The 21,472-nt window shown below is 72.4% G+C and carries 14 protein-coding genes; 3 read left to right on the plus strand and 11 right to left on the minus strand.

What is annotated here, in order from left to right; all coding sequences use genetic code 11:
* Nucleotides 1-273: 273 nt before the first annotated feature.
* On the minus strand, nt 274-1,314 hold the full coding sequence (locus tag H295_RS0101780) for a rhamnogalacturonan acetylesterase (protein WP_020133626.1): 1,041 nt from the start codon (nt 1,312-1,314) through the stop codon (nt 274-276).
* Nucleotides 1,315-1,506: 192 nt separating this feature from the next.
* On the opposite strand from H295_RS0101780, the gene H295_RS0101785 reads away from it, so the two are divergent.
* On the plus strand, nt 1,507-3,189 hold the full coding sequence (locus H295_RS0101785) for a rhamnogalacturonan lyase B N-terminal domain-containing protein (protein ID WP_020133627.1): 1,683 nt from the start codon (nt 1,507-1,509) through the stop codon (nt 3,187-3,189).
* Between the two features lie 15 nt (nt 3,190-3,204).
* Here the strand turns inward: H295_RS0101785 and H295_RS0101790 are convergent, their stop codons facing one another.
* Nucleotides 3,205-4,617: an RICIN domain-containing protein gene (locus H295_RS0101790; RefSeq protein ID WP_020133628.1), complete on the minus strand. Its 1,413-nt coding sequence runs from the start codon at nt 4,615-4,617 to the stop codon at nt 3,205-3,207.
* Complete coding sequence (locus H295_RS0101795) at nt 4,614-5,693, minus strand: family 43 glycosylhydrolase (RefSeq protein WP_020133629.1); 1,080 nt, start codon at nt 5,691-5,693, stop codon at nt 4,614-4,616. The genes H295_RS0101790 and H295_RS0101795 overlap by 4 nt, the downstream gene beginning before the upstream one ends.
* A gap of 204 nt (nt 5,694-5,897) precedes the next feature.
* On the opposite strand from H295_RS0101795, the gene H295_RS0101800 reads away from it, so the two are divergent.
* Both H295_RS0101800 and mmuM read left to right on the plus strand, forming a co-directional pair.
* Nucleotides 5,898-7,976, plus strand: a complete 2,079-nt coding sequence (locus H295_RS0101800; RefSeq protein ID WP_028808959.1) for an autotransporter — start codon at nt 5,898-5,900, stop codon at nt 7,974-7,976.
* 120 nt (nt 7,977-8,096) lie between these two features.
* A complete protein-coding gene (gene mmuM, locus H295_RS0101805; protein WP_020133631.1) occupies nt 8,097-9,044 on the plus strand; it encodes a homocysteine S-methyltransferase in 948 nt (315 codons plus the stop codon).
* Nucleotides 9,045-9,124: 80 nt separating this feature from the next.
* On the opposite strand, the gene H295_RS0101810 is transcribed toward mmuM, so the two are convergent.
* From H295_RS0101810 to H295_RS0101845, 8 genes are all read right to left on the minus strand, one after another.
* Nucleotides 9,125-10,255: an NADH:flavin oxidoreductase gene (locus tag H295_RS0101810; RefSeq protein ID WP_020133632.1), complete on the minus strand. Its 1,131-nt coding sequence runs from the start codon at nt 10,253-10,255 to the stop codon at nt 9,125-9,127.
* 59 nt (nt 10,256-10,314) lie between these two features.
* Complete coding sequence (locus tag H295_RS0101815) at nt 10,315-11,004, minus strand: AAA family ATPase (protein WP_020133633.1); 690 nt, start codon at nt 11,002-11,004, stop codon at nt 10,315-10,317.
* Nucleotides 11,001-12,026: an AvrD family protein gene (locus tag H295_RS0101820; RefSeq protein WP_020133634.1), complete on the minus strand. Its 1,026-nt coding sequence runs from the start codon at nt 12,024-12,026 to the stop codon at nt 11,001-11,003. Before H295_RS0101820 ends, H295_RS0101815 begins: the two co-directional genes overlap by 4 nt.
* The gene (locus H295_RS47085) at nt 12,023-12,187 is read right to left on the minus strand and encodes a hypothetical protein (RefSeq protein ID WP_020133635.1); all 165 of its coding nucleotides are present in this window, start codon (nt 12,185-12,187) and stop codon (nt 12,023-12,025) included. The genes H295_RS0101820 and H295_RS47085 overlap by 4 nt, the downstream gene beginning before the upstream one ends.
* Before the next feature lie 117 nt (nt 12,188-12,304).
* Nucleotides 12,305-13,972, minus strand: a complete 1,668-nt coding sequence (locus H295_RS0101830; protein ID WP_020133636.1) for an acyl-CoA dehydrogenase family protein — start codon at nt 13,970-13,972, stop codon at nt 12,305-12,307.
* Nucleotide 13,973: 1 nt separating this feature from the next.
* Nucleotides 13,974-15,089, minus strand: coding sequence for a Gfo/Idh/MocA family protein (locus tag H295_RS0101835; RefSeq protein WP_020133637.1), 1,116 nt, complete (start codon nt 15,087-15,089; stop codon nt 13,974-13,976).
* 106 nt (nt 15,090-15,195) lie between these two features.
* The gene (locus H295_RS0101840) at nt 15,196-20,034 is read right to left on the minus strand and encodes an aminotransferase class I/II-fold pyridoxal phosphate-dependent enzyme (protein WP_324606046.1); all 4,839 of its coding nucleotides are present in this window, start codon (nt 20,032-20,034) and stop codon (nt 15,196-15,198) included.
* Between the two features lie 635 nt (nt 20,035-20,669).
* Complete coding sequence (locus tag H295_RS0101845) at nt 20,670-21,389, minus strand: TetR/AcrR family transcriptional regulator (RefSeq protein ID WP_020133639.1); 720 nt, start codon at nt 21,387-21,389, stop codon at nt 20,670-20,672.
* Nucleotides 21,390-21,472 lie beyond the last annotated feature (83 nt).

A 21,472-nucleotide genomic window follows, 5' to 3' on the forward strand; every position in this document is an offset into this window, starting at 1 on the left:
TCTCGACGGCCCGGTGGGGGCGCTTTGTTCTCGGCGGCCCGGCGGGCTCTTCATGCTCGACGGCCCGGTGGGCTCTCCTTGCCCGACGGCCCGACGACCCGACGGCCCGGCGGCCTGACGACCCGGTGGCCCGACGGCCATGCGGGCGGGGCCGCGCGGCCGGAGAGCGGCTCGAACGGCCGAGCCACGCGGCGAGTCGGTCGCTCGCGGGCAAAGACCTTTCGCGGGCAAAGACCTGGGGCGCCCCGGTTCCGGTCGGGACGCCCCAGGCGTCTATCCCACCCGCACAGCCCCCTCGGGCACCAGCCCCTGCGCGAGCAGTTCGTCGCGGACCAGGCCCGCGTACACGGTGGCGCCGTGCACGGAGGTGTGGGTGTTGTCCCTCTTCTCGTTGTACAGGTAGATCGCCTTGGAACCCTCCACGCCCAAGGACTCCACCAGCGTCTTCGTCCTCGCCGTCAGGTCGATCAGCGGGACGCCCTCGGCCGCGGCCACCGAGCGGATCACCGCGGGATGGTCCACCCCGAGGCCGTTGACCAGCAGGGCCGTCCCGTTGTTCAGCGTGCCGTCCGAGTTGAACCAGCGTCGCACGACGGGCGTCACGAGGACAGGGTTCCCGCCTTTCTCCCTCACACCCGCGACCAGTGTCTCCAGGTTCGCCCGGTACGTCGCCCCGTCCGTCGTCTTGTCGTTGTGGGCGAGCTGGACGAGAACCAGGTCTCCGGGGCGGATCAGCGGCTGGACCGTGGCCCACAGGCGCGGGTCGGCGAGATACGTCACCGTGCTCTCGCCGGAGTCGGCGTAGTTGGCCACGGAGACGCCCTTGCGCAGGTACTGGGGCAGCTGCTGGCCCCAGCCCGAGTACGGGTCGCCGGGCTGGTCGCAGACCGTGGAGTCGCCGACGAGGAAGATCCGGCGGGCGTGCCGGGCGGGGGTGACGCGGATGTCGGCGAGCGCGGGGGCGGTGCCGCCGAGTGTCAGGTCGAGGCCGGGGGTGCCGTCGGGGCCGGTCGGCTCGCCCTCCGGGGTGCGGACGTTCACGGTGAAGCTGCGGGCGGTCCGCTCGCCGGCGGCGACGGCGGTCTCGGGCAGCAGGAAACGCCGGGTCTCGCCGCTGACACTGGTGCTCGACTCCGCGTCGCCGCCGAGGAGGAGCTTCACGTCGTACGTGCCCGGCGGAACGTCGAAGTGGCAGGCGTTCCCCGCGCAGTTGTCGATCCCGAGGGCACGGCCCGGATGCGCCTGGGCCGGTACGGCGGTCAGGCCCGCGCTCAGCGTGAGCGCTGCCAGCACGGCGAGATTGAAACGTCTCATTGAAGGCTCCCGGATGGGCGACATGGCCTGGCGGCTGGACCGTACCCGCTCTCGGAAGCGCTTTCTAGCCCTTGGCCCGATTTCACGAGATTGCCAACCCCCGACAGGTGAAAGCCCTTTCGCGAAATCGATTCAACTGTCACCCTGCGAGACACCCGCACCTCCCCCGCACGTCTCGAAGGAGGCACCCCCATGTCCGAACCCACCGCGAACAGACCGGTCGGACGCCGTACCTTCGTCCTCGGCACCGCGGCCGCCGCCGGCACCGCCGCCCTCACCGGGCCGCTCGCCCGGGCCGCGTCCGCGGCGAGTTTCGGCTACCGCGACGACGGCTCGAACTACGTCGTCGACACCGGCGCGAGTCTCGTCTTCAAGGTCAGCAAGACCAACGGCGACCTGACCTCGCTGGTCTACAAGGGCACCGAGTACCAGGGCTACGGCGGCAAGAACTCGCACATCGAGTCGGGACTCGGCACGTCGACGGTCACCGTCAAGCAGTCCGGGTCGACGATCCTGATCTCGGTCGCGTACGGCACCCTGCGGCACTACTACGCGGCCCGCAGCGGCGAGAACAACGTCTACCTGTGGACCAACCGGGCCGACACCTCGGTCGCCTCGACCCGTTTCATCCTGCGCGTGAAGGCCGGTCTGTTCCTCAACGACCAGCCCGATTCCTACACTTACGCGCCCACCACCATCGAGGCCTCGGACGTGTTCGCCAAGTCCGACGGCCAGACCCGCTCCAAGCACTACTCGAAGCTGCGGGTCATGGACTACGACTACGTCGGATGGAGCGCGAACGGCGTCGGTCTGTGGATCGTGCGGTCCAACCACGAGAAGGCGTCCGGCGGCCCCTTCTACCGCTCCCTGCTGCGCCACCAGAGCGCGGACGGCGGTGGCCTGTACGAGATCCTGCACTACGGCCAGAACCAGACCGAGGACGAGCGCTTCGGCCTCCAGGGCCCGTACGTCATCGCCCTCACGGACGGCGGCGCGCCCTCCTCGTCCCTCTTCCCCGGCACGCTCACCACCTCCTGGGCCGACTCGCTCGGCATCTCCGGTTACGTCGCCTCGGGTGGCCGGGGCCGGGTCGCGGGCGTCGGCATCACGGGCCGGAACACCGCGTACCCGTACACCGTCGGGCTCGCCAACTCGGCGGCCCAGTACTGGGGTTCGGCGCGCTCCTCGGACGGCTACTTCTCCATCGCGGGTGTCCTCCCGGGGACGTACACGCTGACCGTCTTCAAGAGCGAACTCGCCGTCCACACCACCTCCGTGACGGTGACCGCCGGCGGTACGACCACCCTGAACTCGATCGCGATCCCCTCCTCGAACGACCCGAGCAACGCGAGCGCGATCTGGCGGATCAACGACTGGACGGGCACACCGAGCGGCTTCAAGAACGCCGACCTGATGACGTACGCCCACCCCTCCGACGCCCGCGCCGCCGCCTGGACCGGCAACGTCGTCATCGGCAGCGGCACCGAGACCTCGGCCTTCCCCTGCTACCTCTGGAAGGACGTCAACAGCGGTCTGCTGGTGTACTTCAGGCTGACCGCCGCGCAGGCCGCCGCCGCGCACACCCTGCGGATCGGGGTGACGACGGCCTACGCCAACGGGCGGCCGCAGGTCGTCGTCAACGACACCTGGACGTCGGCGATCCCCTCCCCGCCCACCCAGCCGAGCACCCGGTCACTGACCAACGGGTCCTACCGGGGCAACAACCACACGTTCACCTACAGCGTGCCGGCCAGTGCCTGGCGCACCGACACCGGCCAGTACAACACGCTGAAGATCAACGTCGTGAGCGGTTCGGGGACGACCGCCTATCTCAGCGCGGGCACGTCGATCGACGCGATCGACCTGCTGAACTGAGTCTTTGAGGAACCGTCAGGTACCGCGCGTCCACTGCTGGTTGGTCCCTCCGTTGCACGTGTACGTGATGATCGTGGCGGAGTTGGCGGTGGACGCGCCGTTCACGTCCAGGCACTCGCCGGTGGTGCGGGCCTTGATGTTCACGTAGGAGCCCGAGGTGACCACGGACCACTGCTGGGTCGTGGCACTCGACGAGCAGTTCTCCTGGGTCACGTCGGCCGCGTTCTCCTGGAGGCACAGCGAGCTGCCGCGGCCGACCAGCTGGTAGTAGCCGGTGCCGAGGTTCTTGAACCACCACTTCTGGTTGCCGCCGCCGTTGCAGGTGTACTGGCTGATCGCGACGCCCTGCCACAGCGACTGGTCGGCCACGTCCGCGCACTTGCCGCTGTGCCGGGCGACGAGCGTGTTGTACGTGGCGGCGGTGCCGCCGACCGTCCCCGCGGCCGTGTCGACCGTGACCTCGGGGTACCAGGACATCGACATCGTGGTGGAGGTCGGGAAGGTGAGCGGCAGCCACACGTAGCGGGAGTCGTTGACGGTGCCGCCGAAGGAGTTGCCCCAGCGGTCGCCCATGTAGAGGTACGAGGTGCCCGACGTGCCCTGCACCGGAAGGACGTACGCGGTCTGCGAGTTGTAGGTCGTGGAGTCGCCGATGTTGGCCATCGCGGTCCAGGGGCCGGCCAGGGAGGTGGCGGTGGCGTACTGCTGCTGGTTGGCGCTCCAGCCGGTCGCGCCCGAGGTCAGCATGAAGTAGACGTTGCCCCGCTTGAACAGGGCCGGGGCCTCGCGGTGGCCGCCCGGCCAGGGGTTGGCGACCAGGGAGGCGATGCCGGTGTAGTCGGCGGTGAGCTTGTAGATCTGGAGGTCGTAGTTCTCGTTGGCCGCCGAGACCATGTAGGCGGTGCCGTCCGTGTCGACGAACGTGGTGATGTCGCGGGACATGTACTGGCCGAGCGGCCGGAAGCTGCCCTGGTAGGTGTAGGTCCCGTCGACGGTGTCGGAGACGGCGACGGCCGCGCGGGCCTCGCTGTAGTCGGTGCCGTTCTCCTTGTGCATCCACATGACGAACTTGCCGGTGGTCGCGTTGTACACGACCTTGGGCCGCTCGATGTAGGCGGTGCCCAGCTCGGCCGCGGACGACTGGGTGAGGACGTGGTTCCTGAACTCCCAGTTCTTCAGGTCGGTGGAGCGGTAGGCGTCCACGTACCGGAAGGTGTTGTCGGCGTTGCGGTCCTCGCCGAACCAGTAGTAGTAGGAACCGACCTTGATGACCCCACCGCCGTGCGCGTGCAGGGCGTTGCCCGAAGTGTCCGTGAACTGGACGCCGTTGGGGATGGTGAGCGGGGCGGCCTGGGCCGGTCCCGCGGTCGCCAGGGCGCCGGCCAGGGCCAGACAGAGGGCGAGCAGTACCGCGTGAGCACGTCTCATGACGCGACCTCCGTGTCCGTGGCGGTGTCCGCCACCGGTATGCCGAAGTCCGGTGTGCCGTCCGCGTGCCAGCCGAGCTTCTGGACGCGGGTGTGGCGGTTGGGGTCGTTCAGCGGGTCGCCGACGATCTCCTTGTACGGGCGGGCGTGGTAGACGAGCACGTCGCTGCGGCCGTCCTCGGCGACGGTGAAGCAGTTGTGGCCGGGGCCGTACTGCTTGGTGGTGTCGTTGCTGGTGAACACGGGGGTCGGTGACTTGGACCAGCTCGCCGGGTTCATGAGGTCGGCGTTCGCGTCGGCGGTGAGCAGGCCCATGCAGTAGTGCCAGTCCGTGGCGCTGGCCGAGTAGGACATGAAGAGGCGGCCGTTGCGGGCGATGACCGAGGGACCCTCGTTGACCTTGTAGCCGACGCACTCCCAGTCGTACTCCGGTGTGGAGAGCCGTATCTGAGGACCCGTCAGCGTCCAGGGGTTCGCCATCCTCGACAGGAAGAGCCCGGTGTTGTTGTCCATGCCGGGCTCGTGCTGGGCCCAGGCGAGGTAGCGGGTGCCGCGGTGGGTGAAGGTCGTGGCGTCCAGGGAGAACGTCTCCCAGGCGGTCCTGATCTGGCCCTTCTCCTGCCAAGTGCCCGTGAAGGGGTCGCCGTTGGCGTTCTCCAGCACCCAGACGCGGATGTCCCAGATGCTCTCCGCGGGCGCGGAGGCGAAGTAGATGTACCACTTGCCGCCGATGCGGTGGAGCTCCGGCGCCCAGATGTGGGCGCCCATGACACCGGTCGGGTGCTTGGTCCAGACGACGGACTCGGCGGCGGCCGCGAGGCCGTTCAGGGTCCGGGAGCGGCGCAGGACGATGCGGTCGTACTCGGGGGCGGTGGCCGTGAAGTAGTAGAAGCCGTCGGAGTGACGGTGGATGAACGGGTCCGCGCGGTTGCGGACGAGGGGATTCACGAAGGGCGCGGCCTTCTTCTTCTGCTGCGGGGCGGCGGAGGCGACGGTGGGGGTCGCCGCCAGGGCGCCCGCGGCCAGGGCGCCCTTCAGCAGCAGTCGTCGGTCGGGGACATCGTGGGCGCGGCTCATGCGCACTGCCTCTCGGGGAGGGGGTGTCCTGAGAGCGATGTTCGATATTGAGAACATCTGTTGTGATTGCGAACAGCCGAAAGGTACGGCTGGGGAAGGTGGCGGTCAACGGGTTGGACGCGATGAGAGAAGGCGCTTTCTGTGCGCCGAGTTTTGTGCGCCAGGTTTCTGTTATCCGTCCGGCCGCCGCGCGTCTCCACATCTGTGCACAGCCAAACCCACAAGACAGCAGCAGCCGTGGGCGCCCTCGTCGCCCTCCTCGCGTCGGCTCCCCCGGCCTGGGCCGCCGGCCCCCGGGACGTCACCGCCGACGTGCTCGCGGACCGGGACGTCACGCTGACCGGCGACACCCTGGTCACCGTCCCGGCCGGGACGACGACGTACGACGGGGTGTTCCGCGGCGAGGGCACCCTCACCGTGCGCGGCACCGGAACCCTGGTCCTCACCAAGGACAGCGACTTCACGCTGCCCGCCTCCCGGCAGCGGGTGCGCATCCTGGGCGGCAACCACCCCCGCGTCACCACGACCGCCGCCGACCCGCCCGCCGTCACGGTCGAGCGCGGGGCGACCCTTCAGTACGGCAACGGCGGCACGACCGGCCTGATCGGCCACTTCCCCTACGGCACCCCGGCGTTCCGGCTCAACCAGGACAACATCCGGGTCGACGGCACCCTGCGGCTGTCCCTCCGGAGCGCCTACAACCTGGGCACGGTCAGCGGCTCCGGCCTGATCACCCAGCCCCGCTTCCTCTGGGGCACCTGGGACCTGACGTCCGGCCCCTTCGCCGGCGTCATCGACAACGGCACCCAGACCAACGCCGGCCGGCCCGAGTACGCGACCTCCCTGCCGAACGTCCGCAAGGTGCTCAACCAGGGCACCTGGACGGTGGACACCCCGCTGGGCGAGACCGTCACCCAGCGGATGGACTTCTACCAGCGCGAGTACGGCAGCGACATCAACGTCCAGTCCCGGCCGGGCAGCAAGGTGATCCTCACCGGCCAGTACAGCTGGGCGAACCGGGGCGGCGACACGAACCCGTCCCTCAGCGACCCGGCACTGAACTGGACGCCCGCCCCCAAGAACGTCAACAAGCGCGGCACCAACATCAAGGGCGCGAACGTCCAGTGGGGCGACGGGACGACGAACAGGATCTTCATGCCGGGCACGGCGAAGACGGTCTACATCAACCTCCTCGCGGCGCGCTCCCGTTCCCTGCTGACCTTCGACTACAACGGCCCGGTGACCCTGGGTGCCCCCATAGGCGGCGGCCGCTTCCACGACACCCTGTCCGCGCCCGGCGCCGGTGACATCGTCATCAAGGGGACGAAGGGCAACGACGTCACCTTCGCCGCGGTCCAGTTCTACGACGGCTCCACGACCGTGGAGAAGGGTGCCGTACTCCGTCTGGGCAGCGGCCGACCCGGCGGCGACGGCGGGCTGTACACCGGGGGCGGCCAGTACCGGGTCGTGAACGACGGCTCGCTCGTCGTCGACAACACGAGCAGGTCCCTGACCCTGCCCCGGATCAGCGGCAGCGGCTCCCTCACACAGGCCGGCCGGGCGACGACGACTCTGACCGGCGGTGCGATCACGTACACGGGAGAGACGACGGTCGAGCGCGGCACGCTGGCCCTGCGGGGCGGGGCAACCCTGGCCCACAGCAAGGGCATCCGGCTCACCTCGACGGCGGCCCGGCTGGACGCGGGGACGGCGGGCCTGCGCGTGGTGTCCTCGCTGTCCGGCAAGGGCACGGTGGCGGGTGCGGTCGTCAACGACGGTGTGGTGGCCGGGGGGTTGAGCATCGCCGGGGACTACACACAGAGCGCGAAGGGCGAACTGGTCCTGGGAGCAAAGCCTTTGAAGGTCTCGGGTGCGGTACGGCTGGCCGGTGACCTCGACCTGGCGGCGGCCGGCACCCGACCGGCGCGGACCGTCACCGTCCTGGACCACCAGGGCGGTGCGCGGACCACGGGCGCCTTCAAGGGCCTCAAGGAGGGCACCCGGCTCAAGCTCGCCGACACGACCTACCGGATCACCTACCGGGGCGGCGACGGCAACGACGTCGTCCTCACGGCGGACACGGCGAGCGCGGCCGCACGTGTCCGTTCCGCCGGCACACCGACCGCCCAGGCCGCGGCACCCCGCACGACGGACACGGCCGAGGGTCTGGGCTGGTGGCCGTACGTCCTGGCGCTCGGCCTCCTGGGGGGTCTGGCGGTCACTCCGGTCCTGCGGACGCGGGGACGGCGAGGTGACGGCGGACGGCATGCGGCGGGTCGGTGAGCCGGCGGTTCGGTGAGCCGGGGGGCAGGCCGGGTTCCGGTGCGCGCAACACCGCCCGTCCCGGTGTTCGGGTGTCGGACGGGCGCGGAGGTCCGCCGTCCGTTCCGTTAACGTCGAGGGATGACCAGCGACATCCCGCACGTCCCCGACGCCCCCGTCCGCCCTTTCGCCGAGGCTCTCGCGGCCGGTCCGGTCGTGCTCGACGGCGGTATGTCCAACCAGCTGGAGTCCGCCGGACACGACCTGAGCGACGAGCTGTGGTCGGCGCGGCTCCTCGCGGAGCGGCCCGAGGCGATCACCGAGGCGCATCTCGCGTACTACGAGGCGGGCGCGGACGTGGCGATCACGTCCAGCTACCAGGCCACCTTCGAGGGGTTCGCCAAGCGCGGGATCGAGCGTGAGCGGGCGGCGGAGCTGCTCGCCCTGAGCGTCGGGCTGGCACGCGAGGCGGCGCGGCAGGCGGCGGCGAAGGGGGTCCGGCGGCCGCTGTACGTGGCGGCATCGGTCGGGCCCTACGGCGCGATGCTCGCGGACGGCTCGGAGTACCGGGGCCGGTACGGGCTGAGCGTGGCCGAGCTGGAGGCCTTCCACCGGCCCCGCCTGGAGGTGCTGGCGGCGGCCGCGCCCGACGTGCTGGCGCTGGAGACCGTCCCGGACGCCGACGAGGCGCGGGCGCTGCTGCGGGCGGTCCGTGGGCTCGGGGTCCCGGCCTGGCTCTCCTGCTCGGTCGCGGGTGACCGCACCCGGGCGGGTCAGCCGCTGGAGGAGGCGTTCGCGCTCGCCGCCGACGTGGACGAGGTCGTCGCGGTCGGCGTCAACTGCTGCGTCCCTCAGGACGTGGCGGTGGCGGTGGAGACCGCGGCACGGGTCACCGGCAAGCCGGTCGTCGTCTACCCCAACAGCGGGGAGTCCTGGAACGCGGACACCCGCGAATGGGAGGGCAGTGCGAGCTTCGCGCCGGAGCAGGTGCGGGGCTGGCGGGACTCGGGGGCCCGCCTGATCGGAGGCTGCTGCCGGGTCGGGCCGGGGGCGATCGCGAGCATCGCGGGGGCACTCGCGGCGGTGTGACCCGGGGGGGCTCGCGGACTGACGCCCCCCGGGGGCGCGGTGGCGGGAGGCGGTTCCCTCGGACGCACCTCCCGTCGCGCTCAGGCCAGGCTCAGCAGTGCGTCCGCGGAGAACGGGCGCAGTTCGGAGTGGCGTCCTTCGCGCACCTTGGCCACCCATGAGGGGTCGGACAGCAGCAGGCGCCCCACGGCGACCAGGTCGAACTCGTCCCGTTCCAGGGACTCCACCAGCCGGTCCAGGGAAGCGTTCGCCGCGCCCCGGCCCTCGACGAGGGCGCTCAGGAACTCGCTGTCGTCGAGCCCGACCGATCCGACGGCGACCGTGGGCAGGCCGGTCAGCTTCTTCACCCAGCCCGCGAGGCCGAGGTCGGATCCGGGGAACTCCGGCAGCCAGAAACGCCGGGTGGAGCAGTCGATGACGTCGACCCCCGCCTCGATCAGCGGGGCGAGCAGCAGGTACAGCTCGTCGGGCGTGGTCGCGAGCCGGGCACCGAAGTCGCTCACCGTCCACTGGGAGACGCGCAGGAAGAGCGGGAAGTCGTAGCCGGCCGCGGCCCGGCAGGCGGCCACCACCTCGGCGGCGAAGCGGGTGCGGCCGCCGAGGTCGCCGCCGTAGCCGTCGGTGCGGGGGTTGGACTCGGGCCGCAGGAACTGGTCGATGAGGTAGCCGTGACCGCCGTGCAGTTCGAGTCCGTCGAAACCGAGACGCCGGGCGTCCGCCGCGGCCCGGCCGAAGGCGGCGACCACCTCCGCGATGTCCGCCTCGGAGAGCGTGGCCGGTCCCACGGCGGGCACCTGCGGGTGCGGCACGGCGTCGCCCTTGCGTTCGAGGCCGGCGTGCCACAGCTGGGGGATGATCCGGCCGCCGGCCGCGTGCACCTCCTCGACCACGCGGGCCCACCCCGCCAGTGCGTCCTCGCCGTGGAAGCGGGGCACGTCGGTCGTGGGCGCGGCGGCCGGGTGCCCCACGACCGTGCCCTCGGTGACGATGAGGCCGACACCGCCGCGGGCGCGACGGGCGTAGTACTCGGCGACCTCGGGGCCGGGCACACCGCCCGGGCAGAAGTTCCGGGTCATCGGCGCCATCACGGTCCGGTTGGGCAGGTGCAGTCCGCCCAGCGAGAAGGGCCGGAACAGCGGAGCCACGGCGGGTACCGCGGGACGTGCGGCGGGGACGGCGACGGGGACGGGGGTGGTGATCGGACCGGGCATGCGGACGCTCCATCGGTACGGGGTCGGGGACGGTCTGGGCCGGAACGGGTCCGGATTTCTCATCCGGCGGGGCGTGCCGGCACTGGTGCCGCCGTCTCGGCGTGGGCCAGTTCGACGGCCCGGCGCAGGGTGGTCCGCGCGGGCAGGCCGAAGATGTCGACGATGGTGGCGAGGCGCTGTTCGAGGGTGCCGCCGACGACGTGGTACGGGATGTCCAGCTCGTCGAGCGTGCGCCGCAGCAGTTCGTCGGACAGCCGCCGGAACCGCTCCGAGACCGGCCGGTGCCCGTCGGCCACCAGGTCGAACTCCACCGGCAGGTGCACGAAGGCGTGGTAGGCGGTGCGGGCGTGTTCCCTGAGCACCACGCCCAGGGCTTCGATGACCTCGGCGTAGAAGTCGGGGGGCGCGTTCGTGGGGTCGTAGCCGTCGGTGGGGTGGATCCCGGCGTGGACGCGGACCGTGCCGTAGACCCATTCGTGCAGTGACGAGCCGTCGGAGACGAAGCCGTCCGGGAGATGGGACTCGCGTACGGCCCGCTCGGTGAACCGGCGGATGCCGAGCTGGATCAGCTCGGACGCCGAACACTCCTCCAGGCGCTTGCCCGGCAGTGCCTCGGCGAGGATCTCGCGCATGGTCCTGGCATGGGTGCGGGGTATGCCGGTGAGGTACGAGAGCGCGATGGTCGTCGTGGTCTTGCCGGTGCTGTACGTGCCGGAGACCGCCAGTTTCTTCGCCGTCTTGTTCGTCATCGGGGTCCTCGGTCCGGGAGTCGGTGTGCCACGGCGAAACGCCCGGTGATGCCGTGGAAGGAGTAGCTGAGATCGCACGCCCGCCAGGTGTCGTCGGCCACCGCCAGCCGGTGGGTGTCCTCGATCCGGGCCCGGACGGGGAACGGACGGTCCAGGGCGCGCAGCGGGAGCCGGGTGGACAGGGTGGCGCGGCGCAGCCAGAGGGTGTCGCTGTCGTGGCGGTCGAGTCCGTCGAGCGCGTAGAGCAGGACCTGGGTGAGCTGGCCCGTGACGGTGATCGCGTCGATCATGGAGGCGCTGGGGCCGTACGCCGCCTCCAGTCCGGTGGAGTACGGGTGGCCCTCCCCCGGTGCGGGTGTGATGCGCACGGTCGCAGCGATCTCCCGGGCCGCCCTGTCCACCCGCATGTCCAGGAAGTCCAGGCCCCGATGGCGGAACTGGTCGACGAAGTAGCACCGGCAGGGCTCCCCCAGGGCGTCCGCGGCGCTCGCGTGCCGCGCCTCACCGCTGTCGGCGTGGTATCCGTTCCCCGTCTCGTGCTGGACCTCGGACCGGACGTCCATCGAGCCGATGCGCGTGTGGACCACGGTGGCGCGCAGGCCGTCCACGACGTGCACCGACTCGGCGGGCCGGGCGACGCCGTGCACGGCGAGGTGGTCCAGGTCCTCCTGGGGCCGGCCGCCCGCCCGCAGCCGGACCTCCCGCAGCCACATTCGGGAGCGGGCCCCGGAGTCGAGGTCGTACGCGTGCACCAGCAGGATCTCGGCGAGCTGGGCCCCCAGCAGCAGCGTGTCGATGCTGCTGAGGTGCGGGACGAGGGCGCCGTTCGTGCCCTTCGCGGACCAGTCGGGCGGGTAGCGCACGGACGCCCGGGCCCGCGCCTCGGCGGCATGGGGCCCGCGGACCACCCGGATGTCGTGGAGCCGCTGGCGGACCCGCCGGAACCCGTCGCCGAAGAAACGGTGTTCGGCGGGGCCGAGACAGTCGGCGAGGGACGGGCGGACCGGCCGGGAGAGTGTCATGGCCGGCTCGTGTCGGGGGCCTTGACGGTCGGCCCGCTCGGCCGGGGGACGGCCATCACCCGCAGGAACATCTCGTAGGTGGAGAGCAGCGGGGCGACCGCGATGCTCCAGGTCGGATCGTCGGCGGGGACCAAGGGGGTGGGCGGCGTGGCGTCGGGCATGACGGCCTCCAGTCGGACGGCTCGGCTTGGCTCGGACGGCTCGGTGTGGCGCGTACAGCTCGATCGGGACTCGGCTCGGACGGGTCCCGGCCCGGACGGCGGGGTGAAGCACGGGGTTCACAGTCCGAGCAGTTCGTCCATGTGCCGGTCCCGGAACAGCAGTGCGCGGGCGATGCTCGCGTGATCGGCCTCGTCCGGCGCGTCGAGACGTGCCCACGCCTCCCGCAGCCGCAGGCGTGCGGCCGTGCAGTGCAGGTGGGCGAGCCGGTGGTGCCCGTCCTCCTCCGCGCGCGCGAGGACCGCGGCCATGCCGAACAGCTCGCGGGAGATCCGGCCGAGCAGCAGCAGCCGGTGCTGCCCGCGCGTTCCCGTCGTGACCGGCTCCGCCGCACCGCAGTGCGCGGAGAACCGGGAGAGCTCCTCGTTCAGGGCCCGGGCGTGGCCCGCGGTCCGCGGGAAGAACGTTCCGGTGCGCGCGAGCGCCTCGGGGTCGCCCGGGTAGCCGGGGCCGTCCGTGACATGGGCGAGGAGCGTGCGGGCCAGTTCCACGTCGAGCATGTCGTCGACCCCGCCCACCGTCCGCAGCATCCGGGCGTCCCGGTAGGCCCGCTCCAGAGGGGCCGGCGGTGCGCCGCGTCGCCGTTTCGAGCGTGCGGTCTCCAGGCCTTCGGCACCGAGCAGCGACACCGTGCGGTCCACGATCCGCGCACAGGCGTCGGTGCAGAAGTTGCGGGCCGCCATGCGCTCGAACCACCGGTCGTGGGGGTCCGGGGCGGCCAGACTCCAGCGGACCACCGTGTCCATGGCGTGCACGTCCGCCACGCAGGCCGCGAGCGTGCGCTGGACGAGGTCGTACTCGCCGAGCCCGATGCCGTCGATACGGCGGCGCGCCACGAACTCCCTCGACCAGCGCAGGCAGTTGCGGGCGACGGCGAGTGCCGGGGCGGCCTGGATGAGCAAGCGTGCGGACAGCACGGCCGAGGCCAGGCGCGGGGTGTGCCGGGGGTCGCCGTCCGGGACCGTGAGCAGGTGGTCGCGGGGGACGACCACGCTGTTGAGGCGCAGCGATCCGTTGGGCAGGCCGCGGGCTCCGAGGTACTCCAGTGCGGCCCGCACCTCGAAGCCGGCGCTGCGGGTGTCCACGACGGCCAGGCCGACGCGCCTCCCGTCCGGTTCCCGCACGGTGACGGTGACGCCCAGCAGGTCGGCCACCGGCAGGTTGCTGACGAAGAGCTTCTCACCGTTCAGGACGTACGCGGAGCCGTCCGGTGTGGGGGTCGCGGTCGTCCTCGGCCACCGGTTGCCGCCGCCGGTGGGTTCGGTGTCGGCGAAGCCGGAGATCATGCCCTCGGCGGTGCGCCGCCGGATCAGGTCGCGCAGCGGCCCGTGCGGCAGTGCGGGGAGCAGCGAGGTGCCGACGCCGATGCCGTTGTGGACCCCGAGCATCACACCGACGGCCGTGGACCGGGAGGCGGCCGCCTCGACGACGCGGAACACCTCGTAGGGCGACAGACCGAGGCCGCCGAGGTCCTCCGGTGCCGCCAGCCGGAACGCGCCGAGGTCCTTCAGCCGGGCGACCAGGGAGTGCGGGAGTTCCGCCTCCCGGTCGACGGCGTCCGGGTCGACCTCGGTGTCGAGGAAGGTCAGCAGCGCGGCCGGCCGGTCCTCGCCGTCCGGGCGGGGCGGGGCGGGCTGCCCGAAGACCGGGCCCCCTCCGGCGAGGGTGGTGAGAAAGGTGGGCGCTGCGGCGGGCAGGGATCGGCGCCCCATGAGGTCGGCGGTCATCTCACACCTCCCGGGCCTGGCACGCCCCGGTCCGGTGCGCCGACCGCACCGTGTCGAGGAGCAGGTGCAGACGGAGTCCGGTCTCGAAGTCGGGCACGGTACGGGAGCCGGTCCGGATGTCCCGGGCCAGCGCGCTGTACAGCTCCAGGACGTTGCGTACGGCCGTGTCGGGGACGTCGACCGCGGTGCGGTGCGCCGGCGGCACCGGCACCTCCCGCCAGGTGTCCCCGGCCGGGGCCTCGTACAGGTGGATGTCGCTCACCTGGATGCCATGTCCGGCGGCGGGCCCTTCGGAGACCAGGGCGAGGCTGCCGCGGGTGCCGGTGAACTCCAGCCGGGTGCGCGGGTGACCGGTCTTGCCGTCGTGGACGTGTACGGAGACGGGGACGCCGGTGACCAGGAGCCCGCCGATCAGGACGTGGTCGGCGCCGGTGACGCCCACCGACTCGGCGGTGTCGGACACGGTCAGCCGGGGCTGCTGGACGGACAGGAGGGCGGAGAGGCGGCCCATGCTGCCGCACAGGTGCTCCAGCAGGTCGAGCGTGTGGCCGCCCGCGACCTCCAGGGTTCCGGCACCGTTGCGCCGGTCGAGGGTGTACACGGCGTCGGAGGTGACCGTGCCGCCGGCCCCTTTCGCCCGCGCGGCGTAGACGTCGACTCCGGTGATCCGGCCGATGGCTCCCGAGGTGAGCAGGTGCCGGGCGTGCCGGACGGCGGGTGCGTGGCGGGCCTGGAGTCCGACGGCGTGGTGGACGCCGGCCTGCTCGGCCGCCGAGGCCAGCACCTCGGCCTCCTTGGTCGTGCGGGCCAGCGGCCACTCGCAGTAGACGTGCTTGCCCGCCTCCAGGGCCGCCTCCACGAGTGCGGCGTGGTCGGGCGTCTTGACGGCGACGACGACCAGGTCGACGTCGGGGTGGCCGCTCAGCCTGGCCGGGTCGGTGAAGTGGTGGCGGGCTCCGTACTGTTCGGCGGCGCGGCGGGCGCTGCCGGAGCGGGTCGTGGCGACCGCCGTGAGCTCGTAGTCCGGTGACGCGGTCAGCGCCGGCAGGTGCGACATCCTGGCCCAGCCTCGTTCGGGGCCGGCGCCGATGACGCCCACACGGATCGGTTCGGTCATGGCTGCTTCCCTGGTCTGGAGAAGGAACGGGGGTGTGCACCGGGGCGGGCGGCGGTACGGGGGGGTTCGCCGGCCGCCCCGGTGCTGTTCAGGTGTCGGGAAGGAGTCAGGACAGCCGGGCCAGTTCCTCGCCGAGGATGTTCACCGCGGTGGTGATCTGTTCCTCCGTGTGCTCGGAGGTGATGAAGAACCGCAGCCGCGCCAGGCGTTCCTCGACCGCCGGGTGCAGGATGGGGTTGGCGCTGATCCCCCGGGCGTAGAGCCGGTCGGCGAGGTGCAGCGCCTTCTGCGAGTCGCCCGTGATCGCGGGGACCACCGGGGTGCCCTCGCTGGTGCCCACGTCGACGCCGGCCTCGGCGGCGAGCCGCAGGAACAGCGCCGAGTTGTCGTGCAGCCGGGTGACCCGCTCGGGCTCCTCACGGATCAGCCGCAGCGCGGTGAGCGCGGCCGCGGTGGACGCCGGGGGCAGGCCCGCGCTGAACACGAAGCCCGGCAGGGTGTACCGGAAGTGCTCGATCAGCTCGTGCCGTCCGGCCACGTAACCGCCGCAGCTGGCCAGTGACTTGGACAGGGTGCCCATCCACACGTCCACGTCGTCCGGGTTCACGCCGGAGAACTGGGCCATGCCGCCGCCGGTCTTGCCCATGACGCCGATGCTGTGCGCCTCGTCCACCATGAGCAGGGCGTCGTGCCGCTGCTTGACGGCTATCAGCGCGGGCAGGTCGGCGGTGTCGCCGTCCATGCTGTAGACGCCCTCGACGACGATGAGGACGCGGCGGTAGTTGTCCCGGACGTGGTCGAGGATCCGGTCGAGGGCGACGAGGTCGTTGTGCGGGAAGGGCTGCCGGGCGGCGCCCGACTGGCGGCAGCCCTGGATGATGCTGTCGTGGGCGAGGGCGTCGTGGAGGATCAGGTCCTGAGGGCCCATCAGGTGCCCGATGACGGTGACGTTGGTGGCGTGGCCGCTGACGAGGCTCACCGCGTCCTGGGCGCCGACCAGGTCGGCCAGTCCCCGGTCGAGTTCCACGTGCAGCGGGCGGTTGCCGGACAGGATGCGGGCCGCGGACACCGAGGAGCCGTACCGTTCGACCGCTTCCCGGATGGCGGCGGCGACCTCGGGATGTCCGGACAGGCCCAGGTAGTTGTAGCTGGAGAACGAGATCAGCTCACGGTCGCCGACGCGGGTGGTGTCCCGGATGGTGCCCTCGTGCGGCAGGAAGTACGGATTCACGGCGCCGGACGCCTCCAGGCCCCGCTTGCGCTCCAGCGAGGCGAGGACCTCCGGGAAGGTCCTGACGTCGGCGGCCTCGCGGCGGTCGGCGGGGCTGTGGGACGGCTCGGCGGGGGCGGCCTGGGTCGGCACGACGGCTCGGTCCGGAGAGGGGGCGTCCGCCTGCCGGGCCGGGGCCTCGGACGGTGTGGGCGCGGCGGTCGGCCGGGTTCCGGGCCGGTCGTCGAGACGGGTGTGCACGGCCGTGACGAGGTCGCCGATCGAGGCGATGTCCATCATGTCGGCGGCCGGCATCGCCAGGTCCGGCCACTGGGCGCGCAGGCGGGTGGCCAGCTCGGCCAGCATGATCGAGTCGAAGCCGAGGTCCGTGGCGAAAACCTGTTCCGGGCGCAGGAAGTCCTCGGGATACGCGCTGACCTTGGCTATGCCGGCGTAGACGACGGCCGTGACCTCGTCGGCCGTGACCGTGGAGGCGGTGACCGTGGAGGGTGCGGCCGGAAGGGCCGGCGGTACCGGTGCTGCCACGGGGCGGGTCACGGCGGGTTCCGTGACGGGCAGGGCGATCGTCGGCAGGGCCGGGCCCGGGAGGCCGCGGCCGGCCGGGTCGAACGACTGGAGCAGGGCGACCTGGGCGTGCAGGAACTCGATGAGACCGCTCATCCTGGGCTCTCCGATCGGGGACGTGGGGAGGGGTGAGGGGATGACCGCGCGCAGCGACGGTTCGGAGGCACCGTCGGCGAGGGGCACGGCCGCGGCGGAGCGGGTACCGGAGCCGTGTCCGGCCACGGCTTCCGGGCCCCCGGCAGCGACGGCGGGGGCGGGTTCGGCTCCCGGAGTGAAGGCGACGGTGGCGGACCGGGCGGTCGCACTCGCCGCAGCCGCCGCCGGGCTCGGGATCACCACGCTCCGCTCCCGCAGGCTCCCGCCGGTGCGGACGCTGTAGACCGAGGTCGCCAGCGGGGAGGGCGGCAGGGAGAGCAGCCGGCCCGCGGCGGGGAGGAGCGGCGTCGGGTCCAGCGGCGCCCCGGCCACGGCGAGCCGGCCGAGCGTGGTGAGGAGGGCACGGCAGGCGTCGGGGCGGCCGGTGCTGAGGGGGAGCATCTCGAGGCTCGCGCCGGCCTCGTTGTTCCGGGCCATGCGCAGGAGCGTGTCGCCGCCGTAGACCTGGACCAGGAAGTGGGCCCCGGAGGCGGCGACCGAGCGGACGGCGTCGGTGAAGCGGACGGGGGCGGTGTTGTGGCGGGCCCACAGGTCCTTGGTCTCCTGCGGGTCCTGGCAGACCCGGCCGCTGACGGCGGAGACGAAGGTGCGGGTGGGGACGGTCAGGGGCAGGGCGGCGATGGTCTCGGACATCTCCTCGTCGGCCGCCGCGACCAGCGGCGAGTGGAAGGCGTGCGACACCCTCAGGAGGACCGTGGTGACGCCCTGCGCCGCGCAGTGCTCGCGCAGTTCCTCCACCGTCTCGGTGCTGCCGCTGAACACCAGCTGGCCGTCGTGGTTGTAGCAGGCGGGCCAGACCCCCTCGACGGCTTCGGCCAGTCGTTCGGCCTCGGCGACGGGTGCCTGGACGGCGAGCATGGCCCCGCTCCCGGAGGGGACGGCGGAGGCCAGCACGGCACCTCGCTTAGTCATGAACCTGACAGCTTCGTCGGCGGTGAGAGCGCCGGCCGCCACCGCGGCGGGGAACTCCCCGACGCTGTGACCGACCGTGATGTCGGGCTCGATCCCGCAGGCGGCCAGCAGTTCGACGGTGCCGGCACCGGTGATGCCGAGCGCCGGCTGGCACATGTCGGTCACCGTCAGCAGCGCCTGCGCCCGGGCGTCGCCCGGGGCGTGCGGCTCCGTGATCAGCCCGGGCAGGGCGGACGGCACGGTCTGCGACTCCTCGGCGGTCACCTCGATCAGCTCGGCGGCGCGGGCGGCCGGCACCGGGAACCTCCGGACGAGGTCCGCGAGCATGCCGGGGCGCTGGGAGCCCTGGCCCGGGAACGCGAAGGCGATCCGGCGTTCCTCGGCGGGCAGCGGCCGGGCCGCGGCATGGATGCCGGGGGCGATCTCGCCGAGCGCTCCCTGTGCCAGCCGCTCGGCCGCGAGCCGCAGGCCGTCGAGCAGTTCCTCGCGGCCGGCCGCGGTGAAGGCGAGACGCGCGGTGAGCAGCTGCCGGCGGCCGAGGGTGCGGGACACGTCGGCGGGGGTGGCCTGCGGGTCCGCGGCGACGGCGTTGCCGACCTCCTCGGCGTGCCGGGCGAGGTCCGGCACCGATCCGGCGGAGAGCAGGATCAGCCAGGGATCCTCCGGCAGGCTCCCGTCATCGGACAGGCTCCCGCCCGCCGCCGGGGCGGGTGCGACGCGCGGGGCGCCTTCGAGGACGGCGTGCACATTGGTGCCGCCGAAGCCGAACGAGCTGACTCCCGCGCGGCGGACCTCGTCGTGCGGCCAGGTCTGCGCGCTGGTCGTCAGCCGCAGCCCCGAGGAGTCCAGGTCCAGGACGTCGGCGACCTGCGTGCCGGCAGGCTGCGGCGGTACGACGCCGTGGTGGACGGCGAGCGCCGCCTTGACCAGACCGGCCGCCCCGGCCGCCGACAGGGTGTGGCCGATCAGGGCTTTGGAGGAGGAGACGTAGCACGGCGTGGTGGCGCCGGACTCCGCGCGCAGCAGTCCGATCGCCTCGATCTCGGTGCGGTCGCCGACCGGGGTGCCGGTGCCGTGCGCCTCCAGCAGGCCGACTTCCCCGGGGTCGGCCCCGGCGTCCCGGTAGGCGGCGCGCAGGGCGGCGAGCTGCCCCTGGGCCTGCGGTGTCATGGGTCCGCCGCCCCGGCCGTCGTTGGCGGAGCCGACCCCGCTGATGACGGCGTAGATGCGGTCGCCGGCCGCGAGCGCGTCCTCGACCGGGCGCAGCACCAGGGTCGCGCCGCCCTCGCCGAGCACGAATCCGTCGGCGCGCTCGTCGAAGGGCCGGCACACGCCCTGCCGGGACAGCGCGCCCGCACGGGCGAATCCGACCAGCGGGGTCGGCGAGAGGCTGAGGTAGACACCTCCGACGAGCGCGATGGAGCAGGCACCCGAGCGCAGGCTGCGGATCGCCGCGTCCAGGGCGACGAGCGCGGAGGAGCAGGCGGCGTCGAGCGAGACGGAGGGGCCGCCGAGGTCGAGGACCTCGCTGACGGTGCAGGGCACCATGTTGGCCAGGCACCCGGGGATGGTGAAGGAGTTGAACGGCATCAGGGCGGAGTCCGTGGCCCGGTGCAGCCGGCCCAGCAGTTCGGGGTCGGTCTCGCCGTCGTGGAACGAGCCGTCCGCCAGGAGGTTCGCACTGATCCTGGAGACGCTGATGTCCCGGTGGTCCAGGGAGGTCACTCCGGCGAACACACCCGTGCCGGCCCGGTCGAAGCCGTCCCGCTCCCAGCCGGCGTCCTGGATCGCCTCCCGCGCCAGGTCGACGAACAGCTTGGCCTGCGGGTCCATGGCCCGGGCCCGGCGCGGCGGGATGCCGTAGTGCGCGGGGGCGAACCGGTCGGCCTCGGGGAGAAAGGCGACCTGGTCGGTGTAGACGCCGTGCGGCTCACGGAAGTCGCCCGGCCGGTGGTACACGGAGTGGTCCCACCGGTTGGCGGGAACCGCCGAGAACTGTGGCTCGGCATTCATGAGAATTTTCCAGAACTCGTCGATATTGACGGCTCCGGGGAATCGGCACGACATGCCGACGATAGCCATACCAGCCACGAACGCCCCCTCGATCCCACATCGATTGCGAATTGGTCGGACACCGGGGGAATGAAGGCGGGAAATGGAATGGATGGGACCCGCCCGCCGACGCCGACACGGAGAGATTGACGGTGACTCCGGAGCGTGCGCAAGCAGCCTTCTCAACCAGTGGAAAGAATGCCGGTGAGCGACCGGGGAAAACCGGGACGCGGCGAAAATCCGGCGACCGGAAGCTTTCCGGCTGGTGAGAAAGAATGACGAACGGGCAGCGCGCAGGCTTCCGGGGACACCCAGCCGGCCCCCACGGCCGACCTGCCTGCTCCCGAAGGCCGCCCGCCAACCCCCACAGGCACCCCACCGGCCCTCTCGGGCGACCCGCTGACTTCCACAGGCAACCCATCCGCCCCCTCAGGCCACCTGCCCGCCTCCTCGGGCGACCCGCCGACTCGCTCAGGCGACCCGCAGACTTCCGCCGGCGACCGCCGCCCCCTCAGGCTCAGGCGACCCACCGACTCGCACAGGCACCCCACCGACCCCCTCAGGTGACCCGCCGCCCCCCTAGGCCCCCGCCTGCCCCCCTCAAAGCGACCCGCCGCCCCCCACAGGCGACCCGCTCTGCCCCCTCGGGCGACCCGCCGGCCCCCTCAGACCTCCGGCCCCGCGGGGCGCAGACCGACCTGGTGGGCGAGGACCAGAACCGTCGCCTCGAACAGCGCCTCGCGGTCCTCGATGACCGCGTTGTACTGCCCGAAGACCTCGAAGCTGATCAGCCCGAAGAGCTGCGCCCAGACCGCCGCGAGCCGTGGCGCGGCCCTTTCCGGCAGCGTGCGGCCGGGCTCGCGCAGCAGGAGGCGGACGTCGTCGGCGAGCACCGAGCGGCAGTCCGCGCCCGGCACGTCCGGCTCGGCGAGGGCACCCGCCTCGTGCGCGGACTGCGCCACCGCGAGCAGGACGAGCGCCACCCGGGAGGCGGGGGCCACGGTGTCCTGCGGGGCGGCGTAGCCGGGCACGGGCGAGCCGTAGATCAGCGCGTACTCGTGCGGATGGTCCAGCGCCCAGCGGCGCACGGCCCGGCACACGGCGCTCCAGGCGCGCATCCAGTCGGCGGTGCCGACGCGTTCGACGGCCTCCTCGGCGGTGGCCCCGAGCGCGTTGTACGCGTCGACGATGAGGGCGGTGAGCAGGTCGTCCCGGCTCGGGAAGTAGCGGTAGAGCGCCGACGAGACCATGCCGAGCTCCCGGGCCACCGCACGCAGGGAGAGCCGCGCGGCACCCTCGGCGGCGAGCTGCCTGCGTGCCTGGTCCTTGATGGCGCCCGCGACCTCGGCGCGCGCCCTGTCCTTGGCTCCTTGGATGACTCCCATGTGAGCAGTCTGCCACCTACGAGAGCACCGCCCAAGTAAGAGAGCAGTGCTCTCTTCATGAGATCAGTGCTCTTGCATTGAAG

It is taken from the genome of Streptomyces sp. 351MFTsu5.1, assembly GCF_000383655.1.
GTDB classification, from domain to species: Bacteria; Actinomycetota; Actinomycetes; order Streptomycetales; family Streptomycetaceae; genus Streptomyces; species Streptomyces griseorubiginosus.

What these genes read in the sequence shown, in the direction of transcription:
- H295_RS0101780 (WP_020133626.1), bottom strand. Translation starts at nt 1,314, where the DNA reads ATGAGACGTTTCAATCTCGCCGTGCTGGCAGCGCTCACGCTGAGCGCG.
- H295_RS0101785 (WP_020133627.1), top strand. Translation starts at nt 1,507, where the DNA reads ATGTCCGAACCCACCGCGAACAGACCGGTCGGACGCCGTACCTTCGTC.
- H295_RS0101790 (WP_020133628.1), bottom strand. Translation starts at nt 4,617, where the DNA reads ATGAGACGTGCTCACGCGGTACTGCTCGCCCTCTGTCTGGCCCTGGCC.
- H295_RS0101795 (WP_020133629.1), bottom strand. Translation starts at nt 5,693, where the DNA reads ATGAGCCGCGCCCACGATGTCCCCGACCGACGACTGCTGCTGAAGGGC.
- mmuM (WP_020133631.1), top strand. Translation starts at nt 8,097, where the DNA reads ATGACCAGCGACATCCCGCACGTCCCCGACGCCCCCGTCCGCCCTTTC.
- H295_RS0101810 (WP_020133632.1), bottom strand. Translation starts at nt 10,255, where the DNA reads ATGCCCGGTCCGATCACCACCCCCGTCCCCGTCGCCGTCCCCGCCGCA.
- H295_RS0101815 (WP_020133633.1), bottom strand. Translation starts at nt 11,004, where the DNA reads ATGACGAACAAGACGGCGAAGAAACTGGCGGTCTCCGGCACGTACAGC.
- H295_RS0101820 (WP_020133634.1), bottom strand. Translation starts at nt 12,026, where the DNA reads ATGACACTCTCCCGGCCGGTCCGCCCGTCCCTCGCCGACTGTCTCGGC.
- H295_RS47085 (WP_020133635.1), bottom strand. Translation starts at nt 12,187, where the DNA reads ATGCCCGACGCCACGCCGCCCACCCCCTTGGTCCCCGCCGACGATCCG.
- H295_RS0101830 (WP_020133636.1), bottom strand. Translation starts at nt 13,972, where the DNA reads ATGACCGCCGACCTCATGGGGCGCCGATCCCTGCCCGCCGCAGCGCCC.
- H295_RS0101835 (WP_020133637.1), bottom strand. Translation starts at nt 15,089, where the DNA reads ATGACCGAACCGATCCGTGTGGGCGTCATCGGCGCCGGCCCCGAACGA.
- H295_RS0101840 (WP_324606046.1), bottom strand. Translation starts at nt 20,034, where the DNA reads ATGGCTATCGTCGGCATGTCGTGCCGATTCCCCGGAGCCGTCAATATC.
- H295_RS0101845 (WP_020133639.1), bottom strand. Translation starts at nt 21,389, where the DNA reads ATGGGAGTCATCCAAGGAGCCAAGGACAGGGCGCGCGCCGAGGTCGCG.